This is a genomic window from Streptomyces sp. 2A115, from assembly GCF_052245575.1.
Taxonomy (GTDB): Bacteria; Actinomycetota; Actinomycetes; order Streptomycetales; family Streptomycetaceae; genus Streptomyces.
Genome location: NZ_JBQQCG010000114.1, coordinates 1 through 18,439 on the forward strand (window position 1 = coordinate 1; position 18,439 = coordinate 18,439).

At 67.0% G+C, this 18,439-nt stretch carries 10 protein-coding genes and 4 pseudogenes; 6 read left to right on the forward strand and 8 right to left on the reverse strand.

Annotated elements, in window-relative coordinates; all coding sequences use genetic code 11:
• Positions 1-353 precede the first annotated feature (353 nt).
• A complete protein-coding gene (locus ACTWQR_RS50340) occupies positions 354-1,223 on the forward strand; it encodes an IS5 family transposase (RefSeq protein WP_443234080.1) in 870 nt (289 codons plus the stop codon).
• Positions 1,224-2,278: 1,055 nt separating this feature from the next.
• Here ACTWQR_RS50340 and ACTWQR_RS50345 read toward each other — a convergent pair.
• The 3 genes and pseudogenes from ACTWQR_RS50345 to ACTWQR_RS50355 form a co-directional block, all read right to left on the reverse strand.
• Positions 2,279-5,374, reverse strand: coding sequence for a caspase, EACC1-associated type (locus tag ACTWQR_RS50345; RefSeq protein WP_443234064.1), 3,096 nt, complete (start codon positions 5,372-5,374; stop codon positions 2,279-2,281).
• Positions 5,341-5,721 (reverse strand): hypothetical protein, encoded by a 381-nt coding sequence (locus ACTWQR_RS50350; RefSeq protein WP_443234065.1) that lies wholly within the window; start codon positions 5,719-5,721, stop codon positions 5,341-5,343. The genes ACTWQR_RS50345 and ACTWQR_RS50350 overlap by 34 nt, the downstream gene beginning before the upstream one ends.
• Before the next feature lie 227 nt (positions 5,722-5,948).
• Positions 5,949-6,120 (reverse strand): annotated as a pseudogene (locus ACTWQR_RS50355) (IS256 family transposase); the annotation flags it as partial.
• Between ACTWQR_RS50355 and ACTWQR_RS50360 the strand changes: the two are divergent.
• A pseudogene (locus tag ACTWQR_RS50360) lies at positions 6,104-6,847 on the forward strand (ISAzo13-like element transposase-related protein); the annotation flags it as partial. The pseudogenes ACTWQR_RS50355 and ACTWQR_RS50360 sit on opposite strands and share 17 nt — an antisense overlap.
• A 559-nt stretch (positions 6,848-7,406) precedes the next feature.
• Positions 7,407-7,973: a TfuA-like protein gene (locus ACTWQR_RS50365; RefSeq protein ID WP_443234066.1), complete on the forward strand. Its 567-nt coding sequence runs from the start codon at positions 7,407-7,409 to the stop codon at positions 7,971-7,973.
• Positions 7,974-7,977: 4 nt separating this feature from the next.
• On the opposite strand, the gene ACTWQR_RS50370 is transcribed toward ACTWQR_RS50365, so the two are convergent.
• Complete coding sequence (locus ACTWQR_RS50370) at positions 7,978-9,171, reverse strand: IS256 family transposase (protein WP_443234067.1); 1,194 nt, start codon at positions 9,169-9,171, stop codon at positions 7,978-7,980.
• 217 nt (positions 9,172-9,388) lie between these two features.
• Here ACTWQR_RS50370 and ACTWQR_RS50375 point away from each other — a divergent pair, with 217 nt between their 5' ends.
• On the forward strand, positions 9,389-10,168 hold the full coding sequence (locus ACTWQR_RS50375) for a LuxR C-terminal-related transcriptional regulator (protein WP_443234068.1): 780 nt from the start codon (positions 9,389-9,391) through the stop codon (positions 10,166-10,168).
• A 444-nt stretch (positions 10,169-10,612) separates the two neighbouring features.
• Here the strand turns inward: ACTWQR_RS50375 and ACTWQR_RS50380 are convergent.
• Positions 10,613-11,032 (reverse strand): annotated as a pseudogene (locus tag ACTWQR_RS50380) (IS110 family transposase); the annotation flags it as partial.
• 516 nt (positions 11,033-11,548) lie between these two features.
• Between ACTWQR_RS50380 and ACTWQR_RS50385 the strand changes: the two are divergent.
• Positions 11,549-11,823, forward strand: a pseudogene (locus ACTWQR_RS50385) (DUF4230 domain-containing protein); the annotation flags it as partial.
• An 85-nt stretch (positions 11,824-11,908) separates the two neighbouring features.
• Here ACTWQR_RS50385 and ACTWQR_RS50390 read toward each other — a convergent pair.
• The 3 genes from ACTWQR_RS50390 to ACTWQR_RS50400 form a co-directional block, all read right to left on the reverse strand.
• Positions 11,909-13,294 carry a condensation domain-containing protein gene (locus ACTWQR_RS50390; protein ID WP_443234069.1) on the reverse strand — a complete coding sequence of 462 codons (1,386 nt, stop codon included), beginning with the start codon at positions 13,292-13,294 and terminating at the stop codon, positions 11,909-11,911.
• Between the two features lie 215 nt (positions 13,295-13,509).
• Positions 13,510-15,336, reverse strand: a complete 1,827-nt coding sequence (locus ACTWQR_RS50395; protein ID WP_443234070.1) for a non-ribosomal peptide synthetase — start codon at positions 15,334-15,336, stop codon at positions 13,510-13,512.
• 1 nt (position 15,337) lies between these two features.
• Entirely contained in the window at positions 15,338-16,060 is a 723-nt protein-coding gene (locus ACTWQR_RS50400) for a thioesterase II family protein (protein ID WP_443234071.1), read from the reverse strand.
• 333 nt (positions 16,061-16,393) lie between these two features.
• Here ACTWQR_RS50400 and ACTWQR_RS50405 point away from each other — a divergent pair, with 333 nt between their 5' ends.
• Positions 16,394-18,430, forward strand: coding sequence for an AMP-binding protein (locus ACTWQR_RS50405; protein ID WP_443234072.1), 2,037 nt, complete (start codon positions 16,394-16,396; stop codon positions 18,428-18,430).
• The last annotated feature ends 9 nt before the right edge of the window (positions 18,431-18,439 follow it).

The window sequence follows — 18,439 nt, forward strand, 5'->3', positions numbered from 1 at the left end:
CAGCGGCCGTTCTTTCGTGCTTCGTTACTCGACATCTCGAAGCGTGAAGAACGGCCGCGTCACGTGCCGCCGGTTTCCGAGGATCTCAGCAGGTCGAGTGACCTGCGACGTTAAACGCCAAGCTGAGAGGTCGTTTTCACCCTTGATGAGATACTTTCTCCTGCATCTCTCGAGGTGGGGTCGCTCTCTTGATGGGACTGGCGGGGTTGACCTGGCGGACGTGCTCTATGGGGTGACGACTGGGGCGGAATCGGGCTTGCTCCTGTCTCATCCCAAGACGTCGGTGGTGGGTGCTTCTACTGGTCGCCCTGCACGCCTGGGCGCACGCCCCTGAACAGCGGTACGTCCAGGTCATGACCGAGCGTCGTGCGTATCCGAGTGATCTGTCCGATGCCCGCTGGGAGTTGATCGAGCCGGTACTGAGTGCCTGGCGGGCCGAGCGGCGCCGGCGTGCGCTGAACATCGGACGCCCGCCCGAGCATGATCTGCGCGAGATCATGAACGCGATCCTGTACGTGGACCGCACCGGTGTGCAGTGGCGTTACCTGCCGCACGACCTCCCGCCCTGGGAAACCGTGTACGGCTACTTCGCCAAGTGGCAGCGCGACGGCGTGTTCGCTCAGCTCGCAGGCGTGCTGCGGAGACTGTTACGCCAGCAGGAGGGCAAGGGAGCGGAGCCGACCGCGGGCGTGATCGATGCACAGAGCGTGAAGACCTCTACCAGCGTCCCGGCCGCCGGGCAGGGCACCGATGCGGCGAAGAAGATCGTGGGCCGCAAGCGCAACATCGTCACCGACACCCTCGGACTGCTGCTCGCGGTGCTGGTCACGGCCGCGAGCGTGCAGGACTCCGTCGCCGGCACCCACCTGATCGACCAGGTCGCCGCCGCCCACCCCTCGGTCCGCAAAGTCTGGGTGGACGGCGGCTACCGCCAGCACCTCGTCGAGCACGCCGCCCGCCTCGGCATCGACATGGAAATCGTCCAACGCACCCCCGGGACCAGGGGATTCACGCCACTCCCGAAGCGCTGGACCGTGGAGCGCACCTACGGATGGCTGATGTTCCACCGCCGTCTGACCCGCGACTACGAGACCCTCCCAGCCCGCTCCGAGGCGATGATCCATCTAGCCATGACCGACCTGATGGCCCGCCGCCTCACCAGCGAAGCCACCATCTCCTGGCGCTTCCCGACACCCCGGGATCAAACACCAATTCCGGGATGAAACATCGGGAGAAAACGACCTCTGACGGCCCGGCCACGCAAGGGTGCTCGGTCGCTGGCCGCCCCTCAACCAAGATCGTTCTCGCCCCGTTGGGCACGTCCTCCGGATCACCTTCGTACGCCCCGACGGCTGCGCCCGGGGCCTTCCCTCCCCGGGCGCAGCCGTCGGGGCGTAACAGAACACAGCCGTTGACGTTCGGGTGCAGTGAAGGGGGTTGCGTTTTCGTCAACCCCGCAGTGATCCGGGGGAACGGTGACGACCGCGACAGTCGCCTTCAACCGAGACCGGCCGCGTTCACCTGCAAGAGTCCCTGTTCTCCTGGCTCGAGCCCGAGACGACGCCCGCGGCCGCAATTGAGACGCCCGCACCTGAGCAGGAAACTGCTCCCCCGCCGACGCCGCCGTGGATCTTTCGACCTGCGATTTCGTTCGGCGGACGTACCTATTCCGGGGCCTGGCTGGCCAACTGCCGCTGAGAACGGTGGCCGACTGCGCCTGAGAGAACGGCCGCAGCCTGCGTCTTCACAGCCCGGACTGGCGAGGTTCGCTGCGAGTCACAGTTTGCGCTTCAGGTCCTCGCAGTGGTCCTGCGGGGCCGTGAGGGAGCAGGCGGTGTTGCTCTTCCCCGGGTGGATGTCGCGACCGACGGCACTGCCGGCGGCCCGGCGGCCTGCTTCCCCTCAGGTTCGGGCTCTTCTGTGCGGCGCAATCCCCGGGTGACCGCGCGGCCGTCATGCAGAAGGGGCCGCCCGCGCGGGGCGGCCCCTTCTGGTCCTTGCTTCTGTCAAGTCAGTGACTGAACTGCTCAGCATGGTGTACATCGTCCAGCAGATCATCCCGACCGTGGCGGCGATCTGCGTGAAGCCGCTCTTGAGGGCGTTCATGAACGGCTTGAAGCGTCCCGGGGGATCCGGAAGGAGGGAGTCACGCACGACACCTGAACTTTTTCCGGGCCTCGCCGTGTCGACATATTCATGCACCGGGCCAGAATGAACAAAAAGAATCAAGTGGCTAGCCGGGGGATCCTGGCGGGTTCAGACCAGACCAAGGGGACACCTACTTGTCGAGGACCGCTTCCATCACTCGCTTCGCGATGGGCGCGGCCACTCCGCCACCGCTGACGTCCTCGCTCTCGGTGTCGTCGTCCTGCACCACCACGGCGACGGCGACGGAGGCCGGTGAGCCAGGTTCCGGTTTGGCGTAGGAGATGAACCACGAGAACGGGCTCCGGCCGCTCTGTGCGGTACCGGTCTTGCCGCCGACCTCGACGCCGGTGATCGCGGCCTTGGTACCGGTACCGCTCTCGACGACCGCCCGCATCATGTCCTGCAACTTGTCGGCGTTGGCCGCGGACAGTGGTCGGCTCATCGGTTTCCTGGGGTTCAGGTCTTCCAGCACCAGGTACGGCCGCATCAGCGCGCCGTCGTTGCCGACGGCCGCCGCGACCATGGCCATCTGAAGCGGGGTGGCGGAGGTCTCGTACTGGCCGATGGCACTGAGCGCGTTCTGGGAAGGCCCCGCATCGTCGGGGTAGACCGACTCGCTCACACGGACGGGAACCACAGGCTCGGCGTTGAAGCCGAACTTCTCCGCCTGCGCCAGCATTTTCCTGCTGCCGAGGTCCGAACCGATCTTGCCGAACACCGTGTTGCAGGACTCGGCCAGTGCCTGCCGAAGCGACACGTTTTCGCAGAGGGTGTCACTCGCGTTTCTCAACTCGGTGGTTGTCTCCGGCAGGATCCACGGCGACGGTGAGTCCGTCGCCTCGTCGATGGAGTCGTACAGGCCGCCTTCCAGCGCAGCGGCGGCGGTGATCACCTTGAATGTGGACCCTGGAGGGTAGGTCTGCCGCAACGCCCGGTTGAGAAGCGGATGGTTCTTGTCCTGCTCCAACTTCTTCCATGCCGCGCGGTCGGCCGCCGAGGTACCCGCGAAGGTCGACGGGTCGTACGACGGTGTGGAGACCAGCGCAAGGATAGCGCCAGTGCGCGGATCGAGGGCGACGGCAGCGCCCTGTCTGTCGCCCAACCCCTGGAAGGCGGCTTTCTGCGCGGCCGAGTTGATGGTGGTGATAACGAAGTCGCCCTTTTCCTGACTGGAGCGTGCGGCCGTGAGCACGTCGTCCTCGGTGTTTTCGAGGAGCGAGGTGCCGTAGGCCTGTGAGGCGTACCCCGTGACGGCCGCGTAGAGCGGGCCTTCCTTGTAGGTGCGCAGGTAGCGCGAGGTGTCTCCAGTGTCCTTCGCTCCGGTGACGGGTTTGCGCTCGACCAGGATGTCGCCGCGGGGGCGGTCGTAGCGGGCGACGGGCCGGTCGCCGGGCGGGCGCAGCAGTGCCACGGTGATGATGGTGGTCACGGTGAGGACAGCGGTCGTACCGTGGAACAGCCGCCCCTTCAAGTCCCGTTCGCTGGTCGGCAACAGGCCGCTCACTCCGATGTACAAGACGGCGCCGGCCGCGAAGACGAAGAAGTCCACCCCGACGCCTTCGTCAGGCCAGACGAGGATGCGGATGCCCAGAGTCAGCATGGCGCCGACACACAGGACGACTTCTATGACACCAGTGCGTCCCAGCAGTCGTCGGTCCAGGCCCCAGAGCATCGACCAAACGGCGACCACCACCGCAGCCCCCACCAGCGCCCCCGATACCAGCACCAAGACGGGCCACGCGCCTCCACGAGAGGTCGACTCGGTCGCCGCGGCCAGCATCAGGGCAGCCCCAACCGCCTTGCCTCCGAGGAGAATCCGCGGGCCCGCCGGGCCCGCGCCGAAGCTCGCGCGGAGCGGTTCGGTCTTTCGCAAGGTCACGACCGAGGCCACGGTGTGCGGGGCGATCTCCGCCCGCGCCGTCAGCGTGCACTCCCCCGTCGCGGTGCGCACCACCACACGGGCCTCGTGGACGCCCGGCGCCTCGGCGAGCACCGACAGCACGATCCCATGACCGCCGGGCCGCGCGCGCAGCCAGTCACTGTCCGAGGAGGCCTCGACGGTCGCCCGTACCACCGGGGGGCCGAGTACGGGTACGTCAACATCCGGTCCTAGTCGGCCGAGTGGGATCACGCCGAGATCCCAGTGGTCTTGGGTGATCCGGGGCGCCGCGGCTGCACGTGCCAGCTGCGCCGCCGCGCGCACGCTCGTATCGTCGTCGCGGGTGAACCAGTCCAGCTCGTCGCAGGCGGCCAGCGCCTGAGACGTGTCCGGGTTGTCGAGCGAGGTTCGCAGCTCGGCGACCGCCCGGAGCCGCTGGTCGCGTCCCATCGGCTGGTGCGGGGCGACAACGAAACCGATCGGCAGGGTCACCGGGTCCGGGTGCCGCGGCGCCCGGGCGATGGTCAGATCGCCGTACGCACCGAACATCCACAGCTGCGGATTCTGGTTCGGAGTAGCCGCGCGGACCCGCTCGCCGATGTACTGCGCCAGCTCCGCCAGACCGACCGCACCGTCCCCGCCCAGGTCGGCGTCGCCGGTCCGCAGTCCCTCGACGAGCGCGCCGGTGAACAGGGACGGTACTGGTCGGCCCTCAGGCAACCCGCCGCCCATGGTCGTTCCGGCGGCCGCGCTCGGCACCACGTGGCTGCCCTCGAAGGCATACTCGACAGCGCTCGACGCCGTGAGCACCGCCCGGCCCCGCTCACCGTCCGCCTGCTTCAACGCGCTGAAGCTGTCTTCGACATGCACTTCGGGGTCGGCACGGCTGAACAGGCCCCGCTCGAAGGCCCCGGCGTAGCAGCAGTCCAGCATCACCGCGGCGCGCCCGGCACGGCTCCGTATCATCAGCCGACTCACGTACTCGGCCGGAATCGCCGTCGACTCCAGTCGGGTACGGACGGTGTCCGCGGCTGCGAGGAAGAGCCTTCCGCCTTCGTCCTTCAGCCCGTGGCAGGCGAAGTGAAGCAGGAGCGTGTCCGTCGGCTGACAGTCGGCGAAGAAGTCCTCGACCCCGCGGCGAAGTTCGTGCACACCAGGGTCGCTCAGCATCTCCACGGTGAATGCGCCGATCGCCGGGTCACCCAGCACCCGGGCGAGCTCGGTCGCGTCGCGCAACGGCGCCCTCAGCGCCCGCAGCCCCGAGTCCTCGTACGAGCTCGTGGCCACCAGCAGTGCGTGACGCCGTTGTTCTCTCACGGGTGGTCTGCCGTCACCGCCGCCAGCCACTCGTCGGCCAGCTGCCGCTGAACTGCACTGGCGACACCAGTGAGTTCGAGCCGGTGTCCATCGATCTCCAGCACGACGGTCCGCGAATCGGCCCGGGGCATCCAGTCCCGGACAATCGCGACGGCCGCTTCCAGCAGAGGCAGCGACGGTTGCAGGACGACCAGCAGCGCTCCGAGTGTCTCGGCCATGCCGGACCGGCTGTTCGCCGGGGCGACGCCGCCCGGAAGCGCGCCCACCCGGTCGACGTCCAGGGCCAGCAGGTCCTCGCGCAGCGCCTCCAGTTGCCAGGGCTGTGCGGCCGCCGCCTCCTCGTGTCCGAGGGCGACGATGCTCAACTCCTTGGACATGAGCCCTCCCCCGTGCGGGCCTTCCCGCGGTGAGCGGGGACTGGGCCCTCGGCGCATCCAGTGTGGCAGCACCACCGCCTTGCAGCGACCTGGTTTTGACACCCCATCAGCCACCTGATGTGTCATCTGCCCCTGGGTGCACGCCCGTCGTGTCCGATCTCAAACGGGTCTGTGTAGTGAACGGTGGAACTCGGTCGGTTTTCTTCAGCGTCGTCTCCGGCGGTGAGCCGGCCGTCGAAGGTGATGTCGAAGGCTTGGAGTGCGGCCTTCCCAGCGCATGGTCCAGCGTTTGCGTCCGGTGCCGGTCGGGTCCAGGCTCATGACGGCCGGGTAGACGCATTTGAGGGCGGCCTGGTCGGTGGGGAAGTGGCCTCGGGCCCGGACGGCCTTGTGGAACCGAATCGAGCACCGACTGTTCTCCCACATCACGATGAACTGGCGAGGCAGGCCGCTGACCAGCCATGAAGTCATCGTGAACAGCATCGCAGCGACCACCACCCGCACGGGACTGACAGTCCGCGCCGAACTCGACACCGCCCTCTACGAGACCGGCGTCCGCATCAGTGACGGGCAGCTGAACGCCCTGCCACTGAGCCGCCATGACTGGCACAGCGACTGGAACTACACCCTCCACCCCCAGGAACACAGCCGGGACGGCGTCCTTCCGATCCCGCCCCAGAACGAAGCCGGCCCCGGCCGCGCCTGGCTGACCCATCCCGCCCTCACCGGCATCCCGCACGAGCAGTGGGACTCGCTGGTCACCGAGTTGGCAGCGGCCCGCGCGGCTCAACGGGAAGCAGACCTCCATCAGCGACGCGGCGGCGACCGGCAGAAGACACCTGCCGCTGGCCTCTACACCGGCCGACGCCCCGGCCTCACCCTCGTCGACCGGCTCCTGGCCACCATCCTCTACCAGAGGTTCAAACTCCCCCAGGTCGTCATCGCCCCGCTCTTCACCGTGACACCCGTGACCCTCAACCGGGCCATCAGTCAAACCCGCCGGCTCCTCCACGACATCGGACACGCCATCAAACCCGCCGAGACCCAACTGGCCACCCTCGACGATCTCACCGGCCTCATCACACACCTCGGCATCCCCAAACCGGAGATCAAAACGGCGAGTTAATGATCGGCAAGCCCCAACTACCCGGCCTTGGGTCAAGGCCCCAGTCCACCCTCACCCTCCACCTGCTCAAACTGAGTGTCTATGAGAGATCGCCGGGGCCGGGTAGGCCCATGAAGAGCGGAGTACGCCTGGATTGCGAGTCGGCGACGGACCGCTCGGAAGGATGGGTGCCGGGCGATCGTTAAGCCATGCCCGAACTTGCCGACAAGCAGCCCTCCGGCGTAGAGGGTGCCCTCACCGCAGGTTGTCTCCTGCTTCTCGTACTGGTGGCTGACGTGGCGGCCGCGCTGTTGGTCGTCATCGTGCTCGCCGTCCGGGGACTGGGCCGGATGGACGCCAGCTCCGGACAGACAGCGACCGGCGTGCCGCCCCTGGACTGGGCGCCTGTCGGCGTACGAGCTGAAGTGGCTGGAAAAGGGGCAGCGGAAGTGTCTCGACAGCGCAGCAGCAATATCGGGCGCACACCAGGCAACAAGGGTCAACTACCAGGTGGAAGGGCGACTTACGGTTCCTGCCAAGAACTCTCGGGATGTGCTGAGACACCGAGCGAAGGAGTGTCATGGCGGAGCAGGCGGACGGCATGGGCATCGTGCATGTGTTCGTAGGGCCGTCGTGTCCGGCTGCGGTGCTCAACGAGCGATTCCCGCAGGCCCGGTTAGACTCTCCCACCAAACACGGAGATCTGTTCGCGCCGGACATTCGCGCTGGCGACACCGTCGTTATCGTCGATGGTTTGTACCATCAGACACTCGCGCTGCGGCACAAGGAAGTCCTTGACGCCATCGAGCGGGGCGTGACGGTAATCGGCGCGGGCAGTATCGGCGCCTTTCGTGCGGTGGAACTCGGCCCGTTCGGGATGATCGGCGTCGGGGCGGTATTCGGATGGTACAGCGACGGTGTCTTCGAGGGAGACGACGCCGTCGCACACGCTGACGGGGACGGCTATACCGCGGTCAGCGTTCCGCTGGTGGACTCCGGCCAACGGGCTAGTCTGGTCAAACAGTGGGGCGCCCCGCAGGACCCTTGGCTGGAGAACACCCTCCGAGACTCTCAACAGCCGCCTACTGTCGAACATAAAGCGGAAGTGAACGGGTGTGTCAACTTAACGGCTGATCTTGGTTGTTGAGGTGTCAGTTGCCGCTCGGGGTCAGGCAGCCTTCGAAGGCGATCTGGAAGGCGTTCAGGGGCGCCTTCCAGCGCATAGTCCGCCTCTTGCGGCCCTTGCCGGTCGGGTCCAGGCTCATCAGCGCCATGTAGATGCACTTCAGAGTGGCGGCCTCGTTGGGGAAGTGCCCGCGGGCGCGGACGGCCCTGCGGATGCGGGCGTTGACGCTCTCGATCGCGTTCGTGCTGCAGATGACCTTGCGGATCTCAACGTCGAAGGAAAGAAAGGGCACGAACTCGGCCCAGGCGTCGGACCACAGCTTCACGATCGCCGAATACTTCGTCGCCAAGGAGTCCTGGAACTCCAGGATCCGCTCCGCCGCCGCGTCCTCGCTCGGGGCGGTGTAGACGGGCTTGAGCGCCTTGGCAACCTTGTCCCAGTTCTGACGGGCCGCGTAACGGAACGAGTTGCCCAGCAGGTGAACCACGCACGTCTGGACAATCGGGCGGGGCCAGACGGTCTCCAAGGCCTCGGGCAGTCCATTGAGCCCGTCACAGACCAGCATAAGCACGTCGTCCAGGCCGCGGTTCCTCAGCTCGGTGAACGCATGCAGCCAGTACTTGGCGTCCTCGCTGCCGCCACCAGCCCAGATGCCGAGGATGTCGCGAGTGCCGTCCACGGCCACCGCCATAACCATGCATATCGGATGGTTCGCGACCTTCCCGTCCCTGATCTCCACGTTGATGGCGTCCACGAACAGAACGGGGTAGACGCGGTCGAGCGGCCGGTTCTGCCATTCGGCCATGCCGTCCATGACCTTGTCGGTGATGGTCGAGATGGTCTGCTTGGACACCTCCGCCCCGTAGACCTCGGCGAGATGAGCGGAGGTCTCCCCGTGAGTGAGGCCCTTCGCGGACAAGGAGAGCACCATCTCGTCGACGCCGGTCAGACGCCGCTGCCGCTTCTTGACGATCTGCGTCTCAAAGCTGCCGGCGGCATCGCGCTGCACCCTCACCTCCACCGGGCCGACATCGGTCAGCACGGTCTTCGCCCGGGTCCCGTTGCGGCTGTTGCCATTGTTCTTCGCGGCCGGATCGTGCTTCTCGTAGCCGACGTGGTCGGTGATCTCACCCTTCAGGGCGGACTCGAGCACCCGCTTGGTGAGCTGTTGCAACAGCCCGCCCTCGCCGGCCAGTTGCAGCCCCTCGTTTGCAAGCACGGTCGACCAGCATCGCAACGAGCTGCTCGTCCGACACGGCACTCGACGGTGCCTGAACCACCTGCTTGGCCTGCTCGTTCTCCACGGCGGTCTCCGTCATCAGACGCATCTCCTTGATCATCAGATCCGCCGTTGATTAGACACTCCCGAAGGGATCGTCGTGGTACTTGCTCACGCTCCGCGCCCGGTCAGTACGGTGGTCCGGCCCGTCCGGGTCGTGATCGTTGACCACCAAGAATTCGCTAGAGTCGGCATCGGATCGCTGTTGGAGCGCGGCACCGACGTCCAGGTCATCGGTACGGCCGGGAACTCCGCGGAAGCCCTCCAACTGGTGGAACAGGAAGGGCCCGACGTGGTGCTGGTGGACGCCTCGCTGCCGCCGGCCGGCTGGCTGGACGTCACCCGCGGCGTCCTCCGGTTCGGCGGCACGACCTGTCGCACCAGAGTGATACTCATGGCGCAGGAGCTGACCGACGACACCCTGCTGTGCGCCGTGCGCGCCGGTGTCCACGGCTATGTGCTCAAGAGCTCCCCGGACTGGGTTTTCTCGACCGCGATTCGGTCGGTCGCGGATGGAGAACCCTTCCTCGCCGGGCCGGTGATCCGGCGTCTGTTCTCCTGCTTCACCTTCCTGCCGAACCATGACCCGGCCACGGTGCCCGGCGAACTGGCCGACCTCAGTTCGAGGGAGTTGGAGGTGGTCCGCGGTATCGGCAACGGGCTGTCGAACCGGGAGATCGCCAGGCGGCTAGGGGTCGCCGAGAACACAATCAAGTCGTACACGTCCAGCATTCTGACCAAACTGAACGTACGCAACCGGGTCGAGGTGGCACTGACGGCATGCCGGCTGGGGCTCGTACCCCTCTATCCAGCTCTGCTGTCCACCCAGCGCGGTGCGCCCGGCTCCGCCGCCGCCCCCAGACCGTCCCTGCCCCAGGGCCACGCACCGCGGAACCAGAGCATGAGCGGTGCGGGCCGGAGGCCGGCGGGCCGCTGATCCGTATGAAGCAGCCGCTGTAACTGCGAATACCACGGAATTTCCCGCCGCACGCCACACTGGACGGTGAAACACGCGCCTCCGCGTCATCGGGCCAGGGTGAACAAGTCCTCGCTGACCAGGGCCCCGGCAGCGGCTCGGGGGGTGTTGCGGGAGCTGTTCCAGGCCGTGGCCCGACCTTGGGCGGTGGCGGAGAGCTGTTTCGGGGGCTTCGGGTGCTGGCCCTGGACGGGACGCTGCTGGCCGTGCCGGACACGGCGGGCAACAATGACGGATTCGGCAAGTCCGGCTCGCAGCACAGACCGATGGGCAATCCGCAGGCCAGAGTAGTCGCGGTGGTCGAGTGCTCGTCGCACGCCGTTCTCGACGCTGTGATCGGCGGGTTCAAGGAGTCCGAGCGCATCGTCTCCGACGCCCTGGACGCCCACGTCGGCAACGGCACGTCAGGTCAGCCCGCCGGTCGGTCATGACCCGCAGCTCGGCGGTTAGTTCGCTTTCCGGAGTCAGGACGTGCAGGTCGCGGCGCATGCGTGCCTGGTCTGCGATGACCCGGGCGTCCCTCGCGTCGGTTTTGCCCAGGCCGCGGTAGCCGGCAGAGGCCCGGTTGACCGCGAGGCCGGGCAGATAGACGCTCGTCTGTTCATGGGTGAGTAAGAGATTGACCAGCCGGGAGGCCATGCCGTCGGCGACGTCCACGGCCCAGACGACGTCCTCGCTCAGCTCCAGGACGTCGCCAACGAGCTTCAGCAGTTCCGGCTCGTCGTTAACCACCCTCCGCGAGAGCAGCACCTCTCCCTCGTTGTCCAGGACAACGGTGTGATGGTGAACCTTGCCGATGTCGGTTCCGACCCAGTTCCAGGCCATGGTCCCTCCGGTCGTTCGACGTACTCCGTGCGTCCGGACGACCACGCCAGCATGGTCCTACTCAGCGATACCCGAAGGCCCGCAGCTCCTCATCAGTGGTCGAGTCGTCGTGCAGCCCCGGGCGGCCAGGTGTCACAGGAACCATCAAAGGCAACCACCCCCAAGCCATACCCGGGGCCACTGGATCCTCCGGACCGTACGACAGCCCATCCGACCCATCAACAACGTAGGCCCCCCAGGTCATCCGTTCGACAGGGGGGCACAGTCATGCCGGGCCCGGAGGCCAGCGGCCAACTTGCAGGACCGCGAAGAAGATAACTGTGAGAGTTGTTCCGCGGCCCGGGATGGGTTGCTGCCAGGGACGCTCCTGGGTGCGGAAGACCCGGCAGTGGTAGTCCGGCGGATAGCCACGACCAGCCTCGGTGGACTGTGAAGACGATCGCGGCCGTGAAACCGGTCGTGGATCCGCCGACCGTGGCGCAGGCGAGCACGAGCGCGGAGCGGTCCCTCGGTGGCAAGGGTTGGCGCACCCTGTACGTGGGCGCCGGCACCGTCGACGCCTACGTCGATCTCGGCGGGCTCAAGGGCTCGACCGGCTCGGCGACGTCTTCCGCGACAATCCCAGCAGTGAGCAGGCAGTCCAGAAACTCGCCGTGAAGCACCTGAGCGAGGCGCCGCGCGGGAGAGCCACCTCCGCCCACGCCGACAAGAACACCATCGACATGCTGGAGGGCCTGCTGCGCTCCCTCGGCTTCCAGCGGGTGAGCGTGCGGTACGGCAGCCAGGCCTGACGTCCGGGTTCAGGGCCAAGGCCGCCCCGCACGGGACTCCCCCGGAGGCGGCGGATCCCGTTCGGGGCGTGGCCGAGCCCACTGATCACGCGTTCCAGGCCGGTGACTCCTCGGACGGCAGTTGCGCATCGTCGAGCACGATGAACGGGTCCTGCACGACCGCCCGGATGACCGCTTGGAACTCCTCGATCAGCGCGCGCATCGTGCCTTCCTCGAACACCTCCGGCGAGTAGACCAGCACGCCGTCGAACTTGCCCGGCCCGGTGACGACGATCTGCATCTCCAGGTCGAACCTGACCCTCGTGTCGGGGATCAGGTACGCGGAGGTGGCCAACCCGGCGAATGCCGGCAGGTCGTCATCGGTGAGGCCGAGGAAGGCACCCATGTGGGCGTTGGTGTTGTTCTGGATCTCGAAGACGATCCCGATGTCCGCGGGCCTCCCCCCCGGGTTCTTCGCCCGCAGACGGCCGAGCGCGTCGCTCAGCGTCGCGTCCTGATTGGCGAACGCGCCCAGCACGGCGGTGCGGACCTCGCCCAGCAGGTCGACGAACCGGGGTTTGCCCGGTAGCCGTGATCGAATGGCGAGCAGGTTCACCAGGTTGATGATCAGGCGCTCCCGTTCGGGCGAGGTGCGCCCGGAGACGGGGGTGCCCACGGTGATGTCCTCGCGCCCGGTGCGGCGGCGGAGCACGGCGTGGAAGACCGCGACGGCGGTCATGAAGCCGGTGGCCCCGTGCTCGCGTCCGACCTCCACCAGACGCTTCCCGAGCGAGTCCGGTACGGAGAAGAACAGCCGGACGCCCAGTCCGGTCGGCACGGGGGGCCGCGGCCGGTCGAGGGGCAGGTCGCAGGGTAGGGCACCGGCGAGCTGGTCCGCCCAGTATGCGGTCTGCTTCTCGATGATCTTGCTGTCGATGGCTGCCTGTTCCGCGGCGGCGAGTTCGGCATAGCCGAACTCCAGTGGCGGGAGCAACCGGTCAGGGTCGCTCCCGTGGCATGCGGCCGCGTAGCCGATCTCCAGCTCGCGGAAGAACAGGGACACCGACCAGTCGTCGAAGACGACGTGATGGCCGACGACCAGCAGGACGTGATCGTCCTCCGCTACCTTGACCAGTGCGATCCGCAGGACCTCGCTCGCCAGATCGAACCGCCGCCGCGAGAACTCGACCGAGAACTCGGCCAACCGGGCCGCTGCCTCGTCGGTGCCGGTCAGGTCGACCCCCTCCACGGCGAACGAGTCCGGCTCCCGGACCTCACAGGAGAGCTGCCCGTCGTCGTCAAGACGCAGCGCACAGCGGAGCGACTCGTGCCGGGAGACCATTCCACGGATCGCCTTGAGCATGGCCTGCTCGTCGAGCTCTCCCTGCATGCGCAGCCCGGGCGAAACATGGTAAGCACTCTCAGGGGCCATCTCCTCGGCGATCCAGAGGCGCTGCTGCCCCTGGACGGGAGTCGTCCACACTGGCGACACAGAACTGCTCCTATCCGACTTCTTGACGTGGCCGACCAGGTTTTCGGCGTGGCCGACGGCTGGAATCGAGCGAACGAACACGCCGACCGGCAGGCGCACCGGGAGCGGTCAGGGCCATCTCATGTGGGCAGCCGAAGGCCGCCCACATGAGATGTGGTCACCGACGCGATTGATCACGTACGAGACACCGTTCCATGCCCCGGGCCAGGGTTCGTTCAGTTGCCGGGTGAACCCACCGTGGTCTCCTGCATCAGCGTGTCGACCCGGGTGGCCAGCTGGTGCAGCTGCGGGCACTCGTAGAAGGAGTGCAGCGGGACGTCGACGCCGAAGGTGGCCTTCACGGCATCGCGTACCTGAGGAACGGTCAGGGAGTCACCGCCGAGCGCGAAGAAGTCCGCGTCGTGCCGCTGCGGCTGCGCGTCGAGGATCCGCCACCAGATGATGGCCAGCTCCCTCTCGGTCGTACTGCGGGCGGCGGCATCACGCCCGCCGGATTCCTGGGCATCGGATGCCACGGCGGGCAGCCGCTTCCGATCGATCTTTCCGGACGTCGTCAGAGGCATCTTGTCGAGCACGACGAACCGCGCCGGCACCATGTTCCGCGGCAGCCGTTGCGCGAGTGCCGCCTTGAGCTGGTCCGGCGACACGTCGGCACCGTCGCTGAGTTGGACGTAGGCCACCAGTCGGGATCGTTCCTCGTCGACCTCCCTCGCGACGACCCCGGCCTGCACGATGCCCGGCACGTCCAGCAGGGCGGCCTCGATCTCGCCCAGTTCCACCCGCACACCGCGAATCTTGACCTGGTGGTCCACCCGCCGGTGGAAGACCAGCTCGCCGCTAGCCGTCCTGCGGGCCAGATCGCCCGTCCGGTAGATCTGGACCCCGGGTTCGCCGTGCGGATCGGGGAAGAAGGCCGAGGCGGTCAGCTCTGGATTGTTGAGGTAGCCAGGTGACAGGAACCGACTGCGCACCCACACCTCGCCGAGCTCGCCCTCGGCCACCTCGTCGCCGTCGGCGGTGCGCAACATCACCTCCCGCCCCGGCAGTGCACGGCCGACCGGCACCACCGGCTCGAGCTCGTCGGCCGGGGTGACCGGGTGGAAGGTGGCCAGGATGTTCTCGGTCTGACCGTACATGTTGTAGATGTCGGCCCGCGGGAAGGCGGCGCGTATCTTCGACACCAGTGTCGGCCGTAGCTCCTCTCCCGTGATGGTGACCACCCGCACCTCGTCGAGCGCAGCCGCGCCAGCGCTGTCCACGGCGTCGATGAGCGCGCGGTAGAGGCTGGGCGCGGTCTCCAGATGAGTCACCGCGTGGCGGCGAATCCACTCCTCGACCATGCGCACGTCCGACCTGGCCTCAGGATGGGGCATCACAAGGGTTGCGCGCTTGCGGATCGCGGAGAAGATCTCTATGTAAGCCGCGTCGTAGTTGAGGTGTGCCCACTGGAACTGCCTCGCGCCCGGCGCGAGGCCGACCCGGTCGGCGAACCACTCGGTGAGTTGGTCGATGTTGCCCCGCGTCAGGACGATCCCCTTGGGAGTTCCTGTCGAGCCGGAGGTGTAGACGACCGTGGCGGTGTCCGCCGGCAGCGTCGCCGCACCGCGGTCACGGCTCATGCGCTCGATGAAGGCCGCAGAGGAGTCACCGATCCGCAACAGGCCCAGGTTCAACTCGGCCAGCTCTGCGACCAGCCGCTTGCCCCCCTGGCTGCTGTCGGTCATCAGGTACCTGGCTCCGCAGTCGCGGACCACGATTCGGTTCCTCGCGGCCGGCTGGCTGCTGTCCAGCCACACGAAGGCGGCACCGACCTCCAGCGTGGCGAACATCGCGGCGACCGCGTCCGGTCCGTACTCGACGCTCATCGCCACGGCTTCGTCGGGACGCAGGCCGATGTGGGCCAGCACGTCGGAGTACTGGGTGACACGGCGGCGCAGGTCACCATAGGTGCACACGCCATCGTCCGTGATGATCGCTGGGCGCTCGTCGTCCTCACGGATCCCACTCAGGTGGGCCAGAACCTTGGTGGTGTTCGGGTGCACGCTATCGCCCTTCAGTCTGATGGGCCGGATGGTTGTTCCGGCACTTCGCTAGGTCCGATCGAAGGAGTTCGGTGACGGTGTCGCTCAGTTCGGCGGCGTGCGCCGAGGCGATCAGGTGCGGCGCCGGCAGTTCGTTCATGGTGAAGACCGACTCCGTGTACTGCTGCCACTGCGCCATCTCCGCTGTGCCGATCTCGCTGTCACGGGCCCCGGCGATCGCGTGCACCGGGCACCTGAGCGTGGGCCGCTCCACAACCGGCACCTGGCGCAGCAGCTCGAGGTCGGTCCAGACTCTATTCAGCACGATGTCGCGGAATTCGGCGGAGTCGAGGATCTCCTGCGCGCCGCCGTCGGTGCGGAGCAGCAGGTCGGGTACCTCCTCGCGGGTGATCGCGGGAAACGACGTGAGCAGGTGCGGTGGGGAGGCGGACAACACCGCCAGTGCCAGTACAGGCAGGTCGGGTTCGAGTTGCCTCGCGACCTCGGCCGCGAGCAGACCACCGAAACTCTGTCCCAGCAACGCCATCGGCACATCTGGTTCGGCGGCTGACCGGAGCGCGTCGGCTATCTGGGCAACCAGTTCCGGCAGGCTGGTCGGGGCCGGCTCGCGGTGGCGGACGAACCGGCCGGGCAGTTGAGCAGCCCACAACTCCGTGTCCGGCGGAAGGGCGGTGCTCAGGGCGGAGAAATGGGTCGCCGCACCGCCCGCGTGCGCGAAACACACCAGCCGGAACTGTGGCGCCCGCCTTGGATGAGGTATCCAGAACCACGAACTTCTCGCGTCGGGATGCATGAATAAGCGCATCTCCCGGAATAGGTTGACAACACCGCCCATCGGATCCGATGGCAGCGGGAAACCGGCCTCAGATTAAGGTCGTCCCGCGTTTACGGTCAAGCGAACCTACAGATCGCGCTGAGGACGGCGCCTTTCGTGTATTCATACGGACACGAAAGTTGGTTCCTGCTGGTCGTTGGTCGCATGTTGTTGACGATCAGCGACCTCTGCTCATAGCTTGGTTTTGCTTGGGTGCTGCCGAGTGAGGAGAAGTTCCCCGGTATGAACCATATAGACGAATCCGAGATGTCTGCGGGAACGCTGGTCGAAATCCTGAGAAAGCGTTCAGCCGATTCTCCGGACGACATGTTCTGCGCATTCCTGTCCGGCAGTGTGGAGGTCGCGGAGCAGGCAAGCTGCGCGGAACTCGACCGCTCGGCCCGGGCGCGTGCCGTGCTGCTCCAGCAACGCGGTATTGCCGGCGGCAACGTCGTGCTCGCCCACCCGTACGGTCTCGAATTTGTCAACGCCTTCGCCGGGTGCCTGTATGCGGGGGTTGCCGCCGCACCGGTGAAGATGCCGCGAGGCCAACGCGACCTCGACCGGCTCCGCCGCGTCGCCGACGCGGCCGGGACGCGGATCGTGCTGACCACCGGGCAAGCAATTCGGGAAATCCGTACCCGATTTCCCAACGCACCCGAATTGAAGGACCTGGTCCTGATGGAAACGGACGGCGTCCCGGATGAGCTGGCCGACGAATGGACCTCGCCGGACATCGACCGGCAGCACATCGCAATGCTGCAGTTCACTTCCGGTTCGACCGGGCGGCCAAAAGGCGTGATGGTCTGCCATCACAACTTCATCGCAGACGCCGAGCTCATCGATCAGACCTGGCACATGCGGGACGACGGGGTGGTGGCCTCCTGGGTCCCGTTCCACCACGACCTCGGTCTGGTGTACAGCATCGTCGCCCCCTGGGTCCTCGGTGTTCCGGCTTATCTGATGTCACCGGCATTGTTCGTCAGGCGTCCTCGGCGGTTGTTGGAGGCCATTTCCCGGTTCAGGGCCACGCACATCTGCGGTCCCAACTTCAGCTTCGAACTGTGCCTGCGCGACGCGCCGGCCGACCTGGACCAGTTGGACCTGTCCAGCCTGCGGGTAGCGGTCAACGGTGCCGAAGTGGTGCGCGAGCGCACCGTGCGCCGTTTTGCCGAGAAGTTCAAGCCCGCCGGGTTCGATCCGAGGGCGATGTGCGCGGGCTACGGAATGGCCGAGTCAACCCTTGCGGTCTGCGGCTCGCGGGCCAACGAACACCCCAAGGTCCGGTGGCTGTCCGCGTCGGCGCTGCACAACGGCCAAGTCTCCGCGGTCGCTCAGGACGATCCCGCTGCCGTGCCCGTCGTAAGCTGCGGGCCGCCGATGCCGGGCGTCGACATCCGCATCGTCGATCCGGACACCCTGCGCGAGCTGGCCGATGAGGAGATCGGCGAGTTGTGGGTGCAGGGCCCCTGCGTTGCGCAGGGCTACTGGAACCGGCCGGACGCCACCCGGGAGACCTTCCGGGAGCACATCGCCGGACAGGAGCACGACGGCGAGTTCCTGCGCACCGGCGACCTGGCGTTCCGGTACGACGGGGAACTGTACATCTCCGGTCGGCTGAAAGACCTGATCATCGTGGATGGGCAGAACTACCATCCGGAGGACATCGAGTCCATCGTCGAGGACTGCGATCCCTCGCTGGCGACCGTCTCCTGCGCCGCCTTCCCCGTCGAACGGGACGGCGCGGAACAGGCGGCGGTGGTCGTCGAGATCGCCGCGCGCACCCTGGTCGACACCACGGCCGACCAGTTCGCCGAACGTGTCAGGGACGTGGTCTGGAACCGATGCCAGCTGCCGGTCGCCGAGGTGGCTGTGGTCCGCAGGGGAACACTGGCCAAGACCTCAAGCGGCAAGATCCAGCGCTCTGAGAACCGGCGGCTGCTGGAAAGCGGTGGCTTCGACGGACAGATCGTGGCTCGCCTGCGCGCCGAACGGAGCGAGCTGGTGCAGAGCACACGTGCTGCGCCGCCAGCCACTCCCTTAAGTCTGGTACGGCCGATGGTGCGGCTGGCGCTGTCCCGGGTAGTCGGCGTCCCCGCAGAGCAGATCGCCGACGACCAACCGTTCGCGCACTACGGACTGACCTCCGGAGGCGCGCATCAACTCGCCGCGGCGGTCGAGGCGGTCATCGGCCGGTCGATCGACGTCACCGTGGTGCTCAACCATCCCACCGTTGAGGAGTTCACCGAGGCGCTGGGCCGTTCGGAAGAGGTGGTGTAGGAATGGATC

What these genes read in the sequence shown, in the direction of transcription:
- ACTWQR_RS50405 (WP_443234072.1), top strand. Translation starts at nt 16,394, where the DNA reads ATGAACCATATAGACGAATCCGAGATGTCTGCGGGAACGCTGGTCGAA.
- ACTWQR_RS50340 (WP_443234080.1), top strand. Translation starts at nt 354, where the DNA reads ATGACCGAGCGTCGTGCGTATCCGAGTGATCTGTCCGATGCCCGCTGG.
- ACTWQR_RS50365 (WP_443234066.1), top strand. Translation starts at nt 7,407, where the DNA reads ATGGCGGAGCAGGCGGACGGCATGGGCATCGTGCATGTGTTCGTAGGG.
- ACTWQR_RS50350 (WP_443234065.1), bottom strand. Translation starts at nt 5,721, where the DNA reads ATGTCCAAGGAGTTGAGCATCGTCGCCCTCGGACACGAGGAGGCGGCG.